Here is a 16,733-nt window from a genome sequence, read left to right as displayed (position 1 = left end):
TTTAATATTGCTTTTCTAAATCGACTCGATTTATAAAGTCTCCGTCACCTAAATAAGCTTTTATGTTATGCTTTATTATCTCAATTCCTCTTTCCATGTAATGAGGTGATATGCCAGCAGTATGTGGCGTTATAATGACATTCTCCATATCCCAAAGAGGACTTTCTTTTGAAAGAGGCTCTTCCTCAAAAACATCCAGTGCAGCTCCCCTTATAGTCTTATTTTTCAATGCATCTATCAAAGAAGATTCATCTACAACTTTTCCTCTGCCAATATTTATGAAAACAGCATCATTTTTCATATTTTTAAAGAAATCTTTGCTCAGCAGATGATATGTTTCATCAGTCAATGGAAGGACACAAATTACATAATCAGCTTTTGAAACTGCAAAAATCATATTTTCGTTTGTGTACATCTCGTCTATAAATTTGCTCATATTACCTGACTTTCTGACACCTATTGTCTTCATGCCAAATTCTCTGGCTATTCTGGCTATTTCTTCGCCTATGCTTCCGACACCCAATATACAAACAGTCTTGCCATATAATTCTGAAACTCTTACAGACTTGTTCCATTCCCTATTCATTTGCTTTCTAATAAAGTAATTTAATCCCCTTTCAAATAAAAGCATGTATCCTAAAACTTGCTCTGATATCTGATACTTATGAACTCCTTTTGAATTAGTCAATATGATTTTTCGTTCTTTTAATACATCAAACGGCATTGCATCAGCACCGGCGCTTAACAGGTGAATCCACTTAAGATTTTCGGCGTTATGTATAAATTCAGCGTCTGCATCACCATCAAAACAAACTAATACTTCTGCGTTTTTTATATACTTGTAAGCATCTTTTTTATCATCCAAGCAAATCACATTAAACTGTGGCGCAATTTTTTGCATTTCTTCTATATACTTGCTATTTACTTTTGATAAAAAGAGTATGTCTTTCATCATCAACGCTCCTTTTTAATTTCCATTTCATTACATAATATCCAATGTATTTAAGTTAGTCACAGTATCCACAAAGTTATCCACAGTCTTAAAGCACCACTGTCTGATATTTAAAGACAATTTTCCACAATATGCACAGATTTTTCGCCAACAATCAAAAAAGTTTTAAATATGGAATGGCATTCAAGTCTAATCCTGAAGTTTTCCCACGAATATAGTCAAAATATCCCGCGCTGGCTATCATGGCACCATTATCTGTACAGTATATTTGCTTTGGGTAGTGAAGCATAAATCCCTCTTCACTGGCTAATCTTGAAAGCTTCTCTCTTAAAAGGCTGTTGGAAGCAACCCCCCCTGCTATCGATATCTTATTTATATTCTTATATTTGGCAGCTTCTATAAGCTTAGAAGTCAATACATCCACAACATTCATCTGAAAGCTTGCAGCATAATCTGCAATGTCTATCTGACTGCCTTTCTGTTTCTCTTTGTGCAGTTGATTTATGACTGCCGTCTTTAAACCACTGAAACTGAAATCAAAATTGTCTTTTCCCATGAAAGATTTAGGAAAATTATATTTATATGGATCTCCTTTTTTAGATATCTCATCGATCTTAGGCCCTCCCGGGTACCCTAGTCCCAATGCTCTTGCCACTTTGTCAAATGCCTCACCTGCAGCATCGTCCACTGTCCTTCCTAAAACTTCATATTCGCCATAATCTTTTACGAAGACAATGTGACTGTGCCCTCCTGACGCTATCAAACAAATAAATGGCGGTTCAAAATCGCCATCAAGGTAATTAGCTGAAATATGACCTTCAATATGATTTACACCCACAAAAGGAATTCCTTTTCCATATGCTAGTGCCTTTCCGTACGAAAGTCCAACCAGCAATGCCCCCACAAGTCCTGGCCCATATGTTGCTGCAACAACATCTACTTTATCAAGGTTTATAGATGCCTCATCTAGTGCCTCCTTAACCACTTTGCCAATTGCTTCTATGTGATTTCTAGATGCAATCTCTGGAACAACACCGCCAAATTTCTTATGTATATCTATTTGCGAATATATTACATTTGACATGACCGTTTTCCCATTTTTAACTACGCTTGCAGATGTTTCATCACAAGATGTTTCAATTCCTAAAACAATTATATCTTTTTTCATATAATCTCTCCTTACATATCGTACTTCCACATTATTATTGCATCTTCATTGTTGTCCTGATAGTAACCCCTTCTTCTGCCTACAGGTTTAAAGCCGTATTTTTATAAAGAGATTGCGCAATTAGATTTGATGCCCTCACTTCCAACGTCATAGATGTTATACCTTTTTTCTTTGCCAAATCAATAAGTCCCTCAACAATTGCAGATCCTACCCCTTTTCCTCTGAAATCAGGATGAACGGCAATATTTGTTATATGACCTTCATCTATTACGACCCAGAATCCACCGTATCCAGCTATTTTCTCATCTGCTTCTGCAACTATATAGTGAGCACATTTATTTTTTGTGACTTCCATTGTAAAAGATTCTTTAGACCATGGAACAGAAAAACTTAAGTTTTCAATTTCAATCACATCATCGATATCGCTTTTTGTCATAGGGCGAATTTTAATAACCATATATTATATTAACCCCCAACAATATTAATTTATATTTTCCAAAGCCGCCGGCTTTCTTATATAATATGGCTTAAAATCAATATATGTGCTTAATTCGCCCCTTGCTATTTTTTCTAATGCTATCATCCCAATTGATGACGCCCTCGAGATATTGTTGACAGATGATGCAAAAAACACCTCTTTCGAAGATTCCCTGTTTAAGACATCTTTGTATGGAATTACGCCATCTCCTATGTATATAACATCATCGTTGTATTTATTTACAATGTCTGGCAGTGACTGCACTTCCTTTAATGTTACATCTGATAAAGATGTTAATTCAGCACCGCCTCTATATAAAGATGTATAGACATAACCTCTCAGTGCATCGACTACAGGACATATAATTCCTCTAAATTCCCTTACATTAAATGCAAGGCCATCAAGAGATGATACTCCTACAATCGGTACATTCATCGATTGTGCTAAACCTTTAGCAGTGGCAGCACCTATTCTTAAGCCTGTAAAAGATCCGGGACCTTCACATACAGCAATGTGAGTTATTTCTTCTTTTTTTATCTCAGCCATTTTTAAAAGCTCATCAATCATAGGCATCAATATTATAGAATGCCTTAAATGATTTATTGAAAATTCACCTATCACACCAGTTTCATCTACGAGTGCAGCCGTCGCTGTCTTTGACGATGAATCTATTGCAAGTACCTTCATCACTTCATCTCCTTAACTACTTCATCATATTTTTCGCCATGTGATTCAATCTCTATTGTTCTCTCATCAAAAGTATCACCCATATTCATGCGTATAAATATATTTTCCTTTGGGATAAGGGGCTTTATTTTTTCAGGCCATTCAATAACACATACGCCATCTCCATAAAAATATTCCTCATAACCTATATCGTATAATTCCGTATAATCTTCTATCCTATAGACATCAAAATGATACAGTGGAATATCTCCCAAATGCTCATTTACAATCATAAATGTAGGGCTTGTCACATAATCATCAATTCCCATTCCTTTAGCTATCCCTTTCGTTAAAACTGTCTTTCCCACGCCTAATTCTCCAGATATTAATACAATGCTGCCTCTTTTTAGTAAATTTCCTAATTTAAAACCTATCTTTTCTGTCTCAATAGGACTTTTTGTTTTAAATGACATTTTCATTCGTAACACCACCGTGAAATTTATACAATTATTATATACCAAGTATACCATAAAACAAACGCATAGTAAGTTAGTATTTAAGGCAAAAAAATAACGGATTAATTTCCGCTATTTTAAACACATTACATTTTAAGCATTGGCGACAATTTCTTGTAAATTAGAAATGTTATAATAGATATTACAAATCCTTTTAATATGTTGAATGGGAAAATCCCGTACGCTATCAATGTCCTTAAATCAACTATATGACTGTTTACTGCTTTCCCCATTCCAACAATAGCGCTTAATGGCCATCCCATTATCTTCTGGTACAAGGGTAAAAATACATAGTAATTCAAGACTGATCCAGCAATAGCCATAGCAACTGTTCCAATAATCATTGAAAATATTGCTGATTTCTTTGATTTGTTTCTCATGTATATTACACCTACTGTATACACGTAAATGGAACCAACCACAAAATTTGCTACTTCCCCAATACCAGCAGACTGGCTTACAGGCAAGTGTATCACGTTTTTTACAATTTCTACAAAAATCCCGTATACAGGTCCTAATGCAAATGCTGCTAGTAGTGGCGGTATATCACTGAAATCAAATTTTAAAAAGCCTGGAAATAGTGGTAGCTGAAATTCTAGATACATAAGTACAAATGCTATTGCAGAAAGCAATCCTACAGTTACAATTACTTTCGTCTTGCTGTGTTCCATAAACAAACACCTCCATAATCAAAAATCCTGAAGAATTATCTTCAGGACCATAACAACAAAAATAAATCTTCTTCCATCCAGACTTTACTGTCGGCCTTGGAATCTCACCAAGTCCACCGCATATGCGGGTCGCGGGCTTGCTTACGCTTACCGCCGGTCGGGAATTTCACCCTGCCCTGAAGATATTCTTCACACTTATTAAGTTCTAAATAATATGATGTCATAAAAATATCAATTTGTCAAGTAGCTTTTTAGTCTTTAGCTGTTTTCTCTATGATAACAGTACCTGTTTTCCCACATAAAGCATCATATGCTTTTTCAAGAGATGTTATTATTGCACGCCTTCCATGTTTTGAGTTTGCAAATCTTATTGCAGCCTTAACCTTCGGCAGCATGCTTCCTGGTGCAAAATGGCCTTCTTCTAAATACCTCTGTGCTTCATCACTTGAAATTACATCCAGTGATTTTTCATCTGGCTTTTTATAATTGATGTACACTTTTTCCACAGCAGTTAAAATCAAAAGTATATCTGCATCTAAATCTTCTGCAAGCTTCTCAGACGCAAGATCCTTATCTATTACGGCAGCAACACCTTTTAAGCTGTCATTTTCTTTTACAACAGGTATTCCTCCTCCACCTGCTGTTATGACTACAACACCATTATTTTCAAGCAATTTAATTGTACTTAATTCAACTATTTCCTTTGGCTCTGGAGATGCTACAACTCTCCTGTATCCTCTGCCGCTGTCCTCCACCATTTCATATCCTTTATTTTTTATAAGCATCTCTGCTTCTTCCTTTGAGTAAAAAGGCCCAATTGGTTTTGTTGGATGCAAAAATGCAGGATCATCTTTATCAACAACTACTTGTGTCACTATTGTTGCAGCATCTTTATCTATGTTTCTCTCCTTAAAAACTTCGCCTAAACACTGCTGTATCATATAGCCTATCATACCTTGACTTTCCGCACCGCATATGTCAAAAGGCATCGCAGGTATTATGTTAGAAGCCGTCTCATTTTGTATGACTATATTGCCAACCTGTGGGCCATTGCCATGTGTCACAATCACAGAGTACCCTTCTTCTATGATATCTGCAATATATGAAGCTGTCTTTCTTATCGCATTTAATTGAGATTCTGCGGTGGGCACCATATCTTTATCTTGCAGTGCATTTCCCCCAAGCGCTATAACTACTTTTCCCTTCATCGTATCCTCCTACTTAAGCAAATAATAACATTTTACATTATATCATTTTATTCATGATTTGAATAGTAGGCGAAAATTAAGCCAAGGCATATAAATTTACCTTGGCTTAATTACTATAAAATTGTGGCAATCATGACAGCTTTTATAGTGTGCTTTCTGTTCTCTGCCTCATCCCAAACTCTCGATTGCTTCCCTTCTATTACTTCATATGTTACTTCTTGCCCTTTTACTGCAGGTAAGCAGTGTAAAAATATCGTATCAGATCTTTTTGTCTTTTTCATCATCTCATCATTTACTTGGAATGGCCTTAGAAGCATTTCCCTTTCTTTTTGCTTAGATTCTTCTCCCATAGATGCCCATACATCTGTGTAAATTGCGTGTGCACCTTCCAATCCTTCGCCTGGCACATCTGTTATTGTAAAGCTTCCTCCATTTTCTTTTGCCATATCTTTGATTTCTTTTATGTATTCTTCTGATGGCCAAAGCTCTTTAGGTGAATTTATCACATAATCCATACCCATTTTTGCACATCCAACCGCTAGCGTATTTGCCATATTATTTCTCCCATCGCCTACAAATGCCAATTTTGTACCTTTCAGATATCCAAATTCTTCTTCTATCGTCATTAAATCGGCCAAAACTTGCGTAGGATGATATTCGTCAGTAAGCCCATTGTAAACAGGCACACCAGAATATTTTGCAAGTGCTTCTACAGTCTTTTGATTGAATCCTCTAAATTCTATTGCATCAAACATCCTGCCAAGAACTCTTGCTGTATCCTCTATCGATTCTTTTGCCCCAAGCTGTATATCATCTGTTGACAAAAAAACCGGGTGCCCACCTTCCTCGCCAAAAGCCGTCTCGAATGCACATCTAGTTCTGGTGGAGCGCTTTTCAAATATCAATGCAATAGTCTTTCCTAAAAATCTTTGATGAACTATCCCTGCTTTTCTCTCAGCCTTTACCTGTTTTGCTATATCAAGAAGATATATTATCTCTTGTGGTGTATAATCTTTTAACGTCAATAAACTTCTACCTTTTAAATTAAATGCCATTTATTTTCCTCCTCATTATTGATAATACAATTGCTTATGTTTTTATTATGCTTCATAGACTAATTGTCCATTTACAAATACATACTTTGTCTTTGTTTTTATCTCAATTGGGCTACCGTCCAATACAGCTATATCTGCATCTTTTCCCTTCTCAATGCTTCCTACCCTGTCAGATATGCCTACTATTTTTGCTGGATTTATAGTAATTGCTTTCAGAGCTTCCATCTCATCCATTCCTTCTCTCACTGCAAGACCTGCGCAGATGGGAAGGTAATTTAAAGGAATAACTGGATGATCTGTCATAATAGCCACATCTAACCCGGCTTTTGATAAAATTCCCGGAGTTTTAAAAGTAAGGTTTGAAAGCTCAACTTTTGACCTTTCAGAAAGTGAAGGACCTACAATGACTTTTGCATTCTCCTTCACAAGATAATCCACTATAAGGTGCCCCTCAGTGCAATGGTCCAGCGTTATATCGACATTAAATTCTTTTGCTATCCTTAAAGCAGTGAATATGTCATCTGCTCTATGGGCATGGGCTTTTAATGGTATTTCCCTCTTTAATACTTTAGCCAAGACTTCAAGTCCAAGGTCCCTTGAGGGCCTTTTCTCATCATCGTCAGCGTACTTCTCCATATCCTCTATGTACTCTTGCGCTTTTATGAGCTCTTGCCTCAGCAGTGCGGCTATGCCCATTCTTGTCATAGGCATTTTATGCTGCTCATTGTACACAGATTTTGGATTCTCACCAAAAGCCACTTTAACCGCAATCGGTTCTTTTATGATCATATCATCAATTCTTTTGCCATATGTCTTTATGGCTGCAAATTGACCTCCAATTACATTGGCACTGCCAGGACCTGTTACAGCCGTCGTTACACCTGCCTCATATGCTTCTTGAAAATATTTGTCCATAGGATTTATCCCATCTATTGCTCGCAATTGAGGAGTTATGGGATCCGTCTCCTCATTTCCATCTGCACCTTCAAAGCCAACAGCATTTTCCCACATACCTAGATGACAATGTGCATCTATCATGCCAGGCATCACTGTAAGGCCTGAAACATCAATCACCTCAGCATCAAGCGGTGCTATTATTTCTTCTCCAACGTCCAAAATCTTTCCATCGTCTATAAGAACATCTGCTTTATCGTAATTTTTTCCTGCCATCGTCAAGACTTTGCCGCCCTTTAAAAGATACACCGTAAAACCCCCCTGTCTTAAAACTTATCATAATAAAAAAAGAACCTAAAAGATATTATACTACACTGATAAAAATAGTAAACATCATTCATCAAAGTGATTCATCTTTTTCATTATCTTATCCTTATTAATAATGCCAATAACAAATAAAATTACCGCAATTACTGATATTACCGCTGAAACTATGTAATTTTTATGCTCAATATTTGCACCTATGTACGAGGAAATTACTATGCCAGGAAGTCGCGCTGCTGCCGTTATAAGAAAAAAATTTAAAAATTTCACCGGCGTCAATCCTGCGACGTATGACAAGGCATCCTTAGGGAGGCCTGGCAGTAAAAATACCAAAAAGAGTCCAAACTCCCCTTTCTTGTTGTTTATTAAATAATCAAATTTTTTTAGCTTCTCGTCTGACAGCATTCCACGTACAAATTCATATCCCAATACTCTTGCTATTGTAAAACACAAAAGAGAACCGATAGTAATTCCAATCAGAGAATACAGCGAGCCCAAAAAAGTTCCGTAAAGGTACCCTCCAGCTATTTGAACAACTTCACCAGGTATTACAAATATTAAAACCTGTAATATCTGTACTGCGATAAAAATCAGAATACCTTTTGTGCCAAAGCTCAAGATCCATTTTTCAAACTTAGCAGGATCTTTTAATAGATAAGTTAACTCATCTCCATATCGAAACAGTACCCAAATAAACAAAAATACAAATGCTGCAATAAATAGGCCATTTATCACAAGCTTCTTTTTATTTCTCTTCACCTAATTTATCCTCCTAAAATCCACATATTACAATATTCAGTCATCTAGATCTCTAAATCTACTTTCATCATAAGGCATAGAAGACTTTACGCTAGATACCTTCATCTCAGGATAGCTTAAAGCTGTAAGAGAGCCTCCAAATACGCATCCTGTATCGATATTGACAGTGTTATTTAAAAATCTTGGCTCCTTTACAGGCGTATGGCCGTAGACAATCAAAGATGGGCCTCTATAGTTTTTCGCCCAATCAAGCCTCATAGGCGTGCCGTCAGGATTTTTCTCACCCGTTATATCGCCGTACAAAACAAACCGCCTAACATTTTTTCCATAGTATCCTATGTATTTTTCAGGTATTCCCGCATGTGCTACAATTAACTTTTTATTGTCTAAAATAAGGTACATAGGTGAATCCTCGTACAACTCTTTAAACTGTGAAACAATTCTTTTTCTATGTGAATCGCTTAAAGCATTTAGCTCTTCCACAGTAGTCTCAAGTCCATGTATGATTTTAACATTGTGCCCTAACAAATACCTGTAAAGCTTATTGCAGTGATTACCTGGCGTGTATAGAGCTTTCCTTGATTTTACATTTTTATACACCAATTCTATAACACTTATAGAGTCAGGCCCTCTATCTGTAATATCCCCCAGAAATACAAGTTTTCTATCATCTTTATGTACATATATTCCGTCTTTACATGTGTATCCCAAAATATCGATTAATTTTGTCAGTTCTTCATAACAACCATGAACATCGCCAATAATATCATACGCCGTCAAATTAAAACCTCCATAATATTTAGATCACACCATATATTATTTCATAGAAAGAGATATTCTATTTCTATCTATGTCCACATCAATGACTCTTACCTTTACTATATCACCTACAGAAACAACATCTAAAGGATGTTTGATGTAATTTTGAGACATCTCTGATATGTGAACAAGGCCATCTGTATGAACGCCAATATCTACAAAACATCCAAAGTCAACAACATTTCTAACTGTACCCATTAATTCCATGCCCGGTTTCAGCTGTTCTATCGTCATCACATCTGACATAAGAATAGGCTTTGGAAGCTCTTCTCTAGGATCTCTTCCAGGCTTTTTTAGTTCGCTTACGATGTCATTAAGTGTAGGAAGCCCTATGTCGTATTCTTGTGATAGCTTTTCAAGGCCATATTCCTCCAGTTTATATGCAAATTCCCTCAAAGCCTTTGTATCTAATTTATTAATATCATAATCAAATTTTTTGAGAAGATTCTCTAATATCTCATACCTTTCTGGATGAACACCTGTTGAGTCAAATATATTGTCACCGTTTAATATCCTTAAAAACCCTGCACACTGAGTAAAAGTTGCATCGCCAAGTCTCTTTACATTCTTTAATTCGTTTCTATTTCTAAACTGTCCCACTTCATTGCGGTATTCAACGATATTTTTAGCTATAGACGCATTTATGCCTGACACATACTTTAAAAGCGATACTGATGCCGTATTTAAATCGACACCTACGCTGTTCACGCAATCTTCAACAACGCCATTTAAAGCTTCTCCCAACATCTTCTGGTTTACATCGTGCTGATATTGGCCGACTCCAATAGACTTAGGATCGATTTTAACAAGCTCTGCTAATGGATCCTGCAGCCTACGAGCCATAGATATTGCACCTCTTAAACTTACATTGATGTCAGGAAATTCTTCTGTTCCAAGCTCTGATGCAGAATATACTGATGCACCAGCTTCATTTACTATGACATACTTTAAGTCCCTGTCAACTTCCTTAATAAGCTCTGCTATAAAAAGCTCACTTTCTCTGGAGGCTGTTCCATTTCCCAGTGAAATCAAACCGACATTGTACTTTTCTATCAAATCTTTTAATATCGCTTTTGCTCCATCTACATCATTTTGTGGAGGCGTAGGATATACGGTAGCCGTATCAAGCAATTTTCCAGTCTCGTCTACGACTGCGATTTTACAACCTGTCCTGTAGGCAGGGTCAAACCCCATAACTACATAACCTTTTACAGGTGGCTGCAAAAGAAGGCTTTTCAAGTTCATCTTAAATACTTTTATAGCCTTATCCTCAGCTATTTCAGTGAGTTTATTTCTTATCTCCCTCTCAATAGATGGCTTAATAAGCCTTTTATATGAATCATTTATTGCATTAACATGATAATCTTTAAAAATTGAGTCATTAATAACATTTGACGCAACTATGTTATTTATTATTTTTTCATCATCTACATCTACTTTAACAGAAACATACTCTTCTCTTTCTGCCCTGTTTATAGCCAATATTCTGTGTGGAGGTATTTTCTTTATAGATTCCTTGTAGCTATAATACATCTCATATGGAGATTTTTCATCTTTTAATTTTTCCGTCACAAGAAGTCCATTATTCCATATATAGTCTCTTATGTACTTTCTTATCTCAGCATCGTCTGATACGTCTTCCGCTACTATGTCCATAGCACCTTGATACGCCTCTTCAAGAGTTAAAACACTGTCATTTAAAAATCTTACAGCATAATCATCCGGGTTTCCTTCTCTTAAGTCACCATCAGCAATTAATTTTGCTAAACCTTCCAATCCTTTTTCTTTTGCAGTAGTTGCTCTAGTCCTTCTCTTAGGTCTAAATGGTCTATAAATGTCATCTATTTCCTGCAGTGTTTTACTATTCTCAATCTTTTCTCTAATTTCGTCAGTAAGTTTTCCCTGCTCATCAATCAAGCGTATAGTATCTTCTTTCTTTTCTTCTAAATTTCTTAAATACGTAAGCCTTTCATAGAAGTTTCTCAAAACTTCATCTGATAGGCTTCCTGTTGCTTCTTTTCTGTATCGAGCAATAAATGGTATCGTATTGCCTTCATCAATAAGCTTAATCGTATTTAAAACCTGAAAATCCTTTAGATTGAATTCCTGCTTTAATGTTAAAGCTATCCTATCCATAAAATCTTCCTTTCATTTATTAAACTTAAAAGCCATCCCAAGCTAAATGAATTTAAAATAAGGGATATCCGTTAGATATCCCTTAAGACACTTTCTGCTTTAGGTATGCATTGATAAATTCGTCAATATCCCCATCCATTACAGCGTTGACATTCCCTACCTCAAAATTTGTTCTGTGGTCTTTTACTAGCGTATACGGCTGAAATACATACGACCTTATCTGATTTCCCCATCCTGCTTCCTTGTGTTCACCTTTTAAGTCTTCAATCTTTTCTTTTTGCTCTTTTATCATAAGGTCCATCAATTTAGCCTTCAGCATCTTCATAGCAGTCTCCCTGTTTTGCATCTGTGATCTCTCTGACTGACACTGAACGATAATGCCTGTCGGTATATGAGTTATCCTTATGGCTGATTCCGTCTTATTTACGTGCTGACCGCCTGCGCCAGAGGATCTGTACGTGTCAATTTTTAAATCCTCCGGCCTAATATCAACTTTTATATCATCGTCTATTTCTGGCAAGACCTCAACTAATGCAAATGATGTATGTCGTCTTCCAGCTGCATCAAAAGGGGAAATCCTTACTAGCCTGTGTACACCAGCTTCGCCCTTAAGATACCCATAAGCAAAGGCGCCTTTCACCATTATAGTCACACTTTTAACACCGGCATCATCACCAGGTAGATAGTCCACTGTTTCAACTTCATAATTTTTTGAAGTTGCCCACCTCATATACATGCGAAGCAACATTTCAGTCCAGTCTTGCGCTTCTGTTCCACCTGCACCGGCATGTATTGAAAGGATAGCGTTATTTCTATCGTAAGGTCCGCTTAAAAGCGTTTTTATCTTCATGTCATTTATACTCTTGGTAAGAGACTTATATTCATCGTGAACTTCTTGAGTAAGAGACTCATCTCCCTCCTCAAGTCCTAACTCAATAAGTGTATTAAGGTCTTCCCATTGTTTTTCTAAAGACTCATACTCTGATATGAGTTCCTTCAAATCTTTCAATTTTTTAGACAATTCTTGTGACTTTCGCAAATCATTCCAAAAGTCCGGCTGTGACATCTCTTCATCTATTTCTGCTACTTCTCTTTTCAATCCTTCGATGTCAAAGAGAAGCCCCCATTTCTTTTATAGTGTCTATCAAATTTAAAACTTCTGTCTTATAATCTGCTAACACTGCTTCATCTCCTTATCATTGAAATTTTTTAAAGATTAGCGCCGCAGCATTTTTTGTACTTCTTTCCGCTGCCGCATGGACATGGATCATTTCTTCCAACTTTTTTCTTCTTAACGATTGGCTTTTTAGGTTCATCGTTGCCGCTTTGATTTGTCGCAACAGGTTTCGCCACCTGCTCTCTATGTGGCATATTGTCATTCCTTATTTCTATATGATACAGGAATTTTACTGTATCCTCCTGAATGGAGTTAACCAAATCCTCAAACATATCAAAGCCAATCTTCTTGTACTCAATTACAGGATCTACCTGGCCGTAAGCTCTCAAACCTATTCCTTGGCGGAGCTGGTCCATTTCATCGATGTGATCCATCCACCTTGTATCGACTACTTTTAAGAGAACAACTCTCTCGATTTCCCTCATCTGTGGACCTATTTGCTGCTCTTTCTTCTCATACTGTCTTACAGCTTCTTCATAGATTATATCTGTAAGCATCTCCTTGTCAAGTCTGCCAAAATCCACATCTATCACTACGCTGTCTTTTTCAAGGAACAAATCATATAAATGGTTTAGCAGTCCATCTATATCCCACTCTTCTGGGTATTTACTACCTGCTGTATATATTTCAACATTTCTGCTTATGATGTCTTTTACCATATCGAGGATGTACTGTCTTAAATCTTCGCCCTCTAATACCTTTCTTCTCTCTTTATATATTATCTCCCTCTGTTTATTCATCACATCATCGTACTCAAGGACATTCTTTCTGACGTCAAAGTTTATACCTTCAACTTTCTTCTGTGCCTGTTCTATCTGCTTTGTCAATATCTTGTGCTCAATCGGCTGGTCATCTTCTATACCTAGCGAATTCATCATATTTTTGATTCTCTCAGAGCCAAAAAGCCTCATTAAATCATCTTCAAGGGAAATATAAAATCTAGACTCACCAGGATCGCCTTGTCGTCCAGCACGTCCTCTTAACTGATTGTCTATCCTTCTGGATTCGTGCCTTTCAGTGCCTATTATATAAAGCCCGCCAAGCTTTACGACCTCTTCGTGCTCTTTTTCCGTCTCCTTCTTTATCTCATTTAAAAGCTCTTGGTATCTCTCTCTGGCCTTTATCAATTCTTCGCTGTTTAGAGGGCCAAACCCTGATGCCTCAGAAATAACATCTGAAGCATAGCCTTCTTCTACCATCTTTTTCTTGGCTAAAAATTCCGGATTACCACCTAAAATGATATCCGTACCACGTCCAGCCATATTCGTAGCAATGGTGACAGCACCTTTTCGTCCTGCTTGTGCGATTATCTCAGCTTCTTTTTCATGGTACTTGGCATTTAATACCTGATGCTTTATGCCCAGCTTTTTAAGCATATTGCTTAGCTTTTCTGACTTTTCTATAGTAATAGTGCCTACAAGCACAGGCTGACCTTTCTTGTGATGCTCAACTATATCATCAACAACCGCTTTAAATTTTGCTTCTTCTGTCTTATATATCACGTCAGGATGGTCTATTCGTATCATCTCTTTGTTTGTGGGGATTACAACAACATCAAGGCCGTATATCGCCCTAAATTCCTGCTCTTCCGTCTGAGCTGTACCAGTCATACCAGCTAGCTTGTCGTACATTCTAAAATAATTCTGAAATGTGATTGTAGCAAGAGTCTTGCTTTCTCTCTCTACTTTTACGCCTTCTTTTGCTTCTATAGCTTGATGCAGTCCTTCGCTGTATCTTCTACCATACATTAATCTTCCAGTAAACTCATCAACTATTATGACTTCTCCATCTTTTACAACATAGTCCTTATCTCTCTTCATTATGGCATGGGCTTTCAATGCCTGATTTATATTGTGTGAAATTTCTATATTTTCAAGGTCTGCTAAATTGGCCAAATTAAAAAATCTTTCAGCCTTTTCAACACCTTTTTCAGTCAAGCTTACTGCCCGTGCTTTTTCATCAATCGTATAATCTTCCTCATTCTTTAGTGTCCTTACAAAAGTATCTGCCCTTTTATAAAGGTCTGTTGATTTTTCTCCTACACCAGAAATAATAAGAGGTGTCCTAGCCTCATCTATCAATATGCTATCTACTTCGTCAACAATAGCGTAATTTAGATGCCTCTGCACCATCTCTTCTTTGTAGATAACCATGTTGTCCCTTAAATAATCAAAGCCAAATTCATTATTTGTACCATACGTTATATCAGCAGCATAAGCCTTTTTTCTCTCTTCAGAGTCCATGTCGTGAAGAATCACACCAACACTCATGCCGAGGAATTCGTAGATCTTCCCCATCCAGTCTCTGTCTCTTTTTGCAAGGTAGTCATTGACTGTAACAATGTGAACCCCTTTTCCTTCAAGGGCATTTAAATAAGCAGGTAATGTCGCAACAAGCGTTTTTCCTTCGCCTGTCTTCATCTCTGCTATCCTGCCCTGATGCAATACTATACCGCCTATTATCTGAACCCTAAAATGTTTCATCTTTAGAGTTCTCCAAGCTGCTTCTCTTACAACTGCAAATGCCTCTGGCAATATATCATCAAGTGTTTCACCATTTTTCAGTCTATCTTTAAATTCCTGTGTTTTTCCTCTCAATTCATCATCAGAAAGCTTTGACATCTCTTCCTCATATGACAAAACCTCATCTGCTATCGGTTCGATCCTCTTTACTTCTCTCTCACTGTAACTGCCAAATATCTTCTCTAAAACTCCTAACATCTAATCACCTTCTCAAGGTTATTCTCATTCAAGTATATATTATAACATTTTGACGAATATATATCAACAAAATGAATTTTGATTTAAAATACCTGTATAAAATCACCATTAAACAAGTAAAAATAAAAAAGCCCATGTAATTTTATAACCTCAACATGGACCCTTTCATTTCAATCAATCGGATGTGTTTTTATGTATTCACCGTATTTTTTATCTACTTTGCTTATATGATTTATAAGCCAATCGACTAACTTGCGGTTTAAAGTAGTGATTATTGACACACTTACGCCATTTTCTTTTACATCATCTTCTATCTCTTTTATGTCGTTTACGAAGTTCTCATGAAGTTTTCTATGCTGAGGTAATTCTGGATATTTGTACTTCTCCAGAAGTTTTTCTTCGTCTCCAAAATGTTTTACTGTGTACTCTTTTAGAAATCCCAGTATCTCATAGATTTTTTCCTGCCCTTGCTGCTTCATACATGCATCAAAAACATCATTGACTCTTTTAAATAGCTCTTTGTGCTGCTCATCTATCATGTCAATACCTACAGACAAAGATTGCTGCCACTTTATCAATTCAATTTCACCTCTCTTAAATAAAAAAAATAATTCTTACATAATAATTATATTACATATTTTTATTTAATCAAAAATCCTTTTTCTCCAAGTTTATCTTCTATCCTTTCCAATATTTCATTTGAGTCTGCCTCAATTGTATGCAAATGGACACCCTCAGTAAGAGTAGATAAAAGTAAAGCCTTACCATCCCTTACACACTCCATAAATTTCTCTACGTCATACCTTGAAGAAAGCATCAGAAGTCCTTTTAGTTCTCCGTAGTAAGGATGCTCTACAATCACATCTAGCACCTTTCCACCATTGTCTACAATAATATTTAGCTCTTCTTCCGTTCTGTCAAAATAATGCTTGCATGCTATTACTTTTTTATATCTATTCTTTTCTGCCACATCCAGTATATATCCCTGAGGTGTTGATAAAATCTTCAAACCTTCTGCTCTCAATATCGCTATATCCTGAACTATTACCTGTCTTGTAACATTCATCATTGATGCAAGATAAGTGCCTTTAACCGGCTCTTTTGTTTTTTTAAGTATTTCTTTGATTTTTTTTCTTCTGTCTGACGAATTCATAAAACATCCACACCTTACAAAAATCCATTTTACATATA

At 36.5% G+C, this 16,733-nt stretch carries 15 protein-coding genes, 1 pseudogene and 1 riboswitch; all 16 genes and pseudogenes read right to left on the bottom strand.

Going from position 1 to position 16,733, the window contains the following annotated elements; genetic code table 11:
- Position 1: 1 nt before the first annotated feature.
- Positions 2-952 carry a D-2-hydroxyacid dehydrogenase gene (locus Q2T46_RS11895; RefSeq protein WP_311062251.1) on the bottom strand — a complete coding sequence of 317 codons (951 nt, stop codon included), beginning with the start codon at positions 950-952 and terminating at the stop codon, positions 2-4.
- A 154-nt stretch (positions 953-1,106) separates the two neighbouring features.
- On the bottom strand, positions 1,107-2,120 hold the full coding sequence (gene tsaD / locus Q2T46_RS11890) for a tRNA (adenosine(37)-N6)-threonylcarbamoyltransferase complex transferase subunit TsaD (protein ID WP_303265305.1): 1,014 nt from the start codon (positions 2,118-2,120) through the stop codon (positions 1,107-1,109).
- Between the two features lie 11 nt (positions 2,121-2,131).
- Positions 2,132-2,577 (bottom strand): annotated as a pseudogene (rimI, locus tag Q2T46_RS11885) (ribosomal protein S18-alanine N-acetyltransferase).
- Between the two features lie 24 nt (positions 2,578-2,601).
- Positions 2,602-3,285 carry a tRNA (adenosine(37)-N6)-threonylcarbamoyltransferase complex dimerization subunit type 1 TsaB gene (gene tsaB, locus Q2T46_RS11880; protein WP_303265306.1) on the bottom strand — a complete coding sequence of 228 codons (684 nt, stop codon included), beginning with the start codon at positions 3,283-3,285 and terminating at the stop codon, positions 2,602-2,604.
- On the bottom strand, positions 3,285-3,743 hold the full coding sequence (gene tsaE, locus Q2T46_RS11875) for a tRNA (adenosine(37)-N6)-threonylcarbamoyltransferase complex ATPase subunit type 1 TsaE (protein ID WP_303265307.1): 459 nt from the start codon (positions 3,741-3,743) through the stop codon (positions 3,285-3,287). Before tsaE ends, tsaB begins: the two co-directional genes overlap by 1 nt.
- Before the next feature lie 122 nt (positions 3,744-3,865).
- Positions 3,866-4,450: an ECF transporter S component gene (locus Q2T46_RS11870; protein WP_303265308.1), complete on the bottom strand. Its 585-nt coding sequence runs from the start codon at positions 4,448-4,450 to the stop codon at positions 3,866-3,868.
- 61 nt (positions 4,451-4,511) lie between these two features.
- Positions 4,512-4,638, bottom strand: a riboswitch (FMN riboswitch).
- A 63-nt stretch (positions 4,639-4,701) separates the two neighbouring features.
- Positions 4,702-5,658 (bottom strand): carbamate kinase, encoded by a 957-nt coding sequence (gene arcC / locus Q2T46_RS11865; RefSeq protein ID WP_303265309.1) that lies wholly within the window; start codon positions 5,656-5,658, stop codon positions 4,702-4,704.
- A 113-nt stretch (positions 5,659-5,771) separates the two neighbouring features.
- The gene (gene argF, locus Q2T46_RS11860) at positions 5,772-6,713 is read right to left on the bottom strand and encodes an ornithine carbamoyltransferase (RefSeq protein ID WP_303265310.1); all 942 of its coding nucleotides are present in this window, start codon (positions 6,711-6,713) and stop codon (positions 5,772-5,774) included.
- A 45-nt stretch (positions 6,714-6,758) separates the two neighbouring features.
- Positions 6,759-7,916 carry an amidohydrolase gene (locus tag Q2T46_RS11855; RefSeq protein ID WP_303265311.1) on the bottom strand — a complete coding sequence of 386 codons (1,158 nt, stop codon included), beginning with the start codon at positions 7,914-7,916 and terminating at the stop codon, positions 6,759-6,761.
- 84 nt (positions 7,917-8,000) lie between these two features.
- Complete coding sequence (locus Q2T46_RS11850; protein WP_303265312.1) at positions 8,001-8,690, bottom strand: TVP38/TMEM64 family protein; 690 nt, start codon at positions 8,688-8,690, stop codon at positions 8,001-8,003.
- Positions 8,691-8,726: 36 nt separating this feature from the next.
- A complete protein-coding gene (prpE, locus tag Q2T46_RS11845; RefSeq protein ID WP_303265313.1) occupies positions 8,727-9,470 on the bottom strand; it encodes a bis(5'-nucleosyl)-tetraphosphatase PrpE in 744 nt (247 codons plus the stop codon).
- A 36-nt stretch (positions 9,471-9,506) separates the two neighbouring features.
- Entirely contained in the window at positions 9,507-11,645 is a 2,139-nt protein-coding gene (locus tag Q2T46_RS11840; protein ID WP_303265314.1) for a Tex family protein, read from the bottom strand.
- An 82-nt stretch (positions 11,646-11,727) separates the two neighbouring features.
- A protein-coding gene (gene prfB, locus Q2T46_RS11835) for a peptide chain release factor 2 (protein ID WP_303265315.1) occupies positions 11,728-12,826 on the bottom strand; the annotation gives its coding sequence in 2 pieces (ribosomal slippage) (positions 11,728-12,756 and positions 12,758-12,826; 1,098 coding nt in all).
- 28 nt (positions 12,827-12,854) lie between these two features.
- Positions 12,855-15,542 carry a preprotein translocase subunit SecA gene (gene secA, locus Q2T46_RS11830; RefSeq protein WP_303265316.1) on the bottom strand — a complete coding sequence of 896 codons (2,688 nt, stop codon included), beginning with the start codon at positions 15,540-15,542 and terminating at the stop codon, positions 12,855-12,857.
- 170 nt (positions 15,543-15,712) lie between these two features.
- Complete coding sequence (locus tag Q2T46_RS11825) at positions 15,713-16,120, bottom strand: bacteriohemerythrin (RefSeq protein ID WP_398504069.1); 408 nt, start codon at positions 16,118-16,120, stop codon at positions 15,713-15,715.
- 62 nt (positions 16,121-16,182) lie between these two features.
- Complete coding sequence (locus tag Q2T46_RS11820) at positions 16,183-16,695, bottom strand: transcription repressor NadR (protein ID WP_303265317.1); 513 nt, start codon at positions 16,693-16,695, stop codon at positions 16,183-16,185.
- Between the last annotated feature and the right edge of the window lie 38 nt (positions 16,696-16,733).

This window comes from Thermoanaerobacterium sp. CMT5567-10 (assembly GCF_030534315.2).
Taxonomy (GTDB): Bacteria; Bacillota; Thermoanaerobacteria; order Thermoanaerobacterales; family Thermoanaerobacteraceae; genus Thermoanaerobacterium.
Note: the sequence above shows the minus strand (reverse complement) of the source record. Positions and strands in the feature narration are given on the sequence as shown.

What these genes read in the sequence shown, in the direction of transcription:
- Q2T46_RS11840 (WP_303265314.1), bottom strand. Translation starts at nt 11,645, where the DNA reads ATGGATAGGATAGCTTTAACATTAAAGCAGGAATTCAATCTAAAGGAT.
- argF (WP_303265310.1), bottom strand. Translation starts at nt 6,713, where the DNA reads ATGGCATTTAATTTAAAAGGTAGAAGTTTATTGACGTTAAAAGATTAT.
- secA (WP_303265316.1), bottom strand. Translation starts at nt 15,542, where the DNA reads ATGTTAGGAGTTTTAGAGAAGATATTTGGCAGTTACAGTGAGAGAGAA.
- tsaE (WP_303265307.1), bottom strand. Translation starts at nt 3,743, where the DNA reads ATGAAAATGTCATTTAAAACAAAAAGTCCTATTGAGACAGAAAAGATA.
- arcC (WP_303265309.1), bottom strand. Translation starts at nt 5,658, where the DNA reads ATGAAGGGAAAAGTAGTTATAGCGCTTGGGGGAAATGCACTGCAAGAT.
- tsaB (WP_303265306.1), bottom strand. Translation starts at nt 3,285, where the DNA reads ATGAAGGTACTTGCAATAGATTCATCGTCAAAGACAGCGACGGCTGCA.
- tsaD (WP_303265305.1), bottom strand. Translation starts at nt 2,120, where the DNA reads ATGAAAAAAGATATAATTGTTTTAGGAATTGAAACATCTTGTGATGAA.
- Q2T46_RS11820 (WP_303265317.1), bottom strand. Translation starts at nt 16,695, where the DNA reads ATGAATTCGTCAGACAGAAGAAAAAAAATCAAAGAAATACTTAAAAAA.
- Q2T46_RS11895 (WP_311062251.1), bottom strand. Translation starts at nt 952, where the DNA reads ATGAAAGACATACTCTTTTTATCAAAAGTAAATAGCAAGTATATAGAA.
- Q2T46_RS11870 (WP_303265308.1), bottom strand. Translation starts at nt 4,450, where the DNA reads ATGGAACACAGCAAGACGAAAGTAATTGTAACTGTAGGATTGCTTTCT.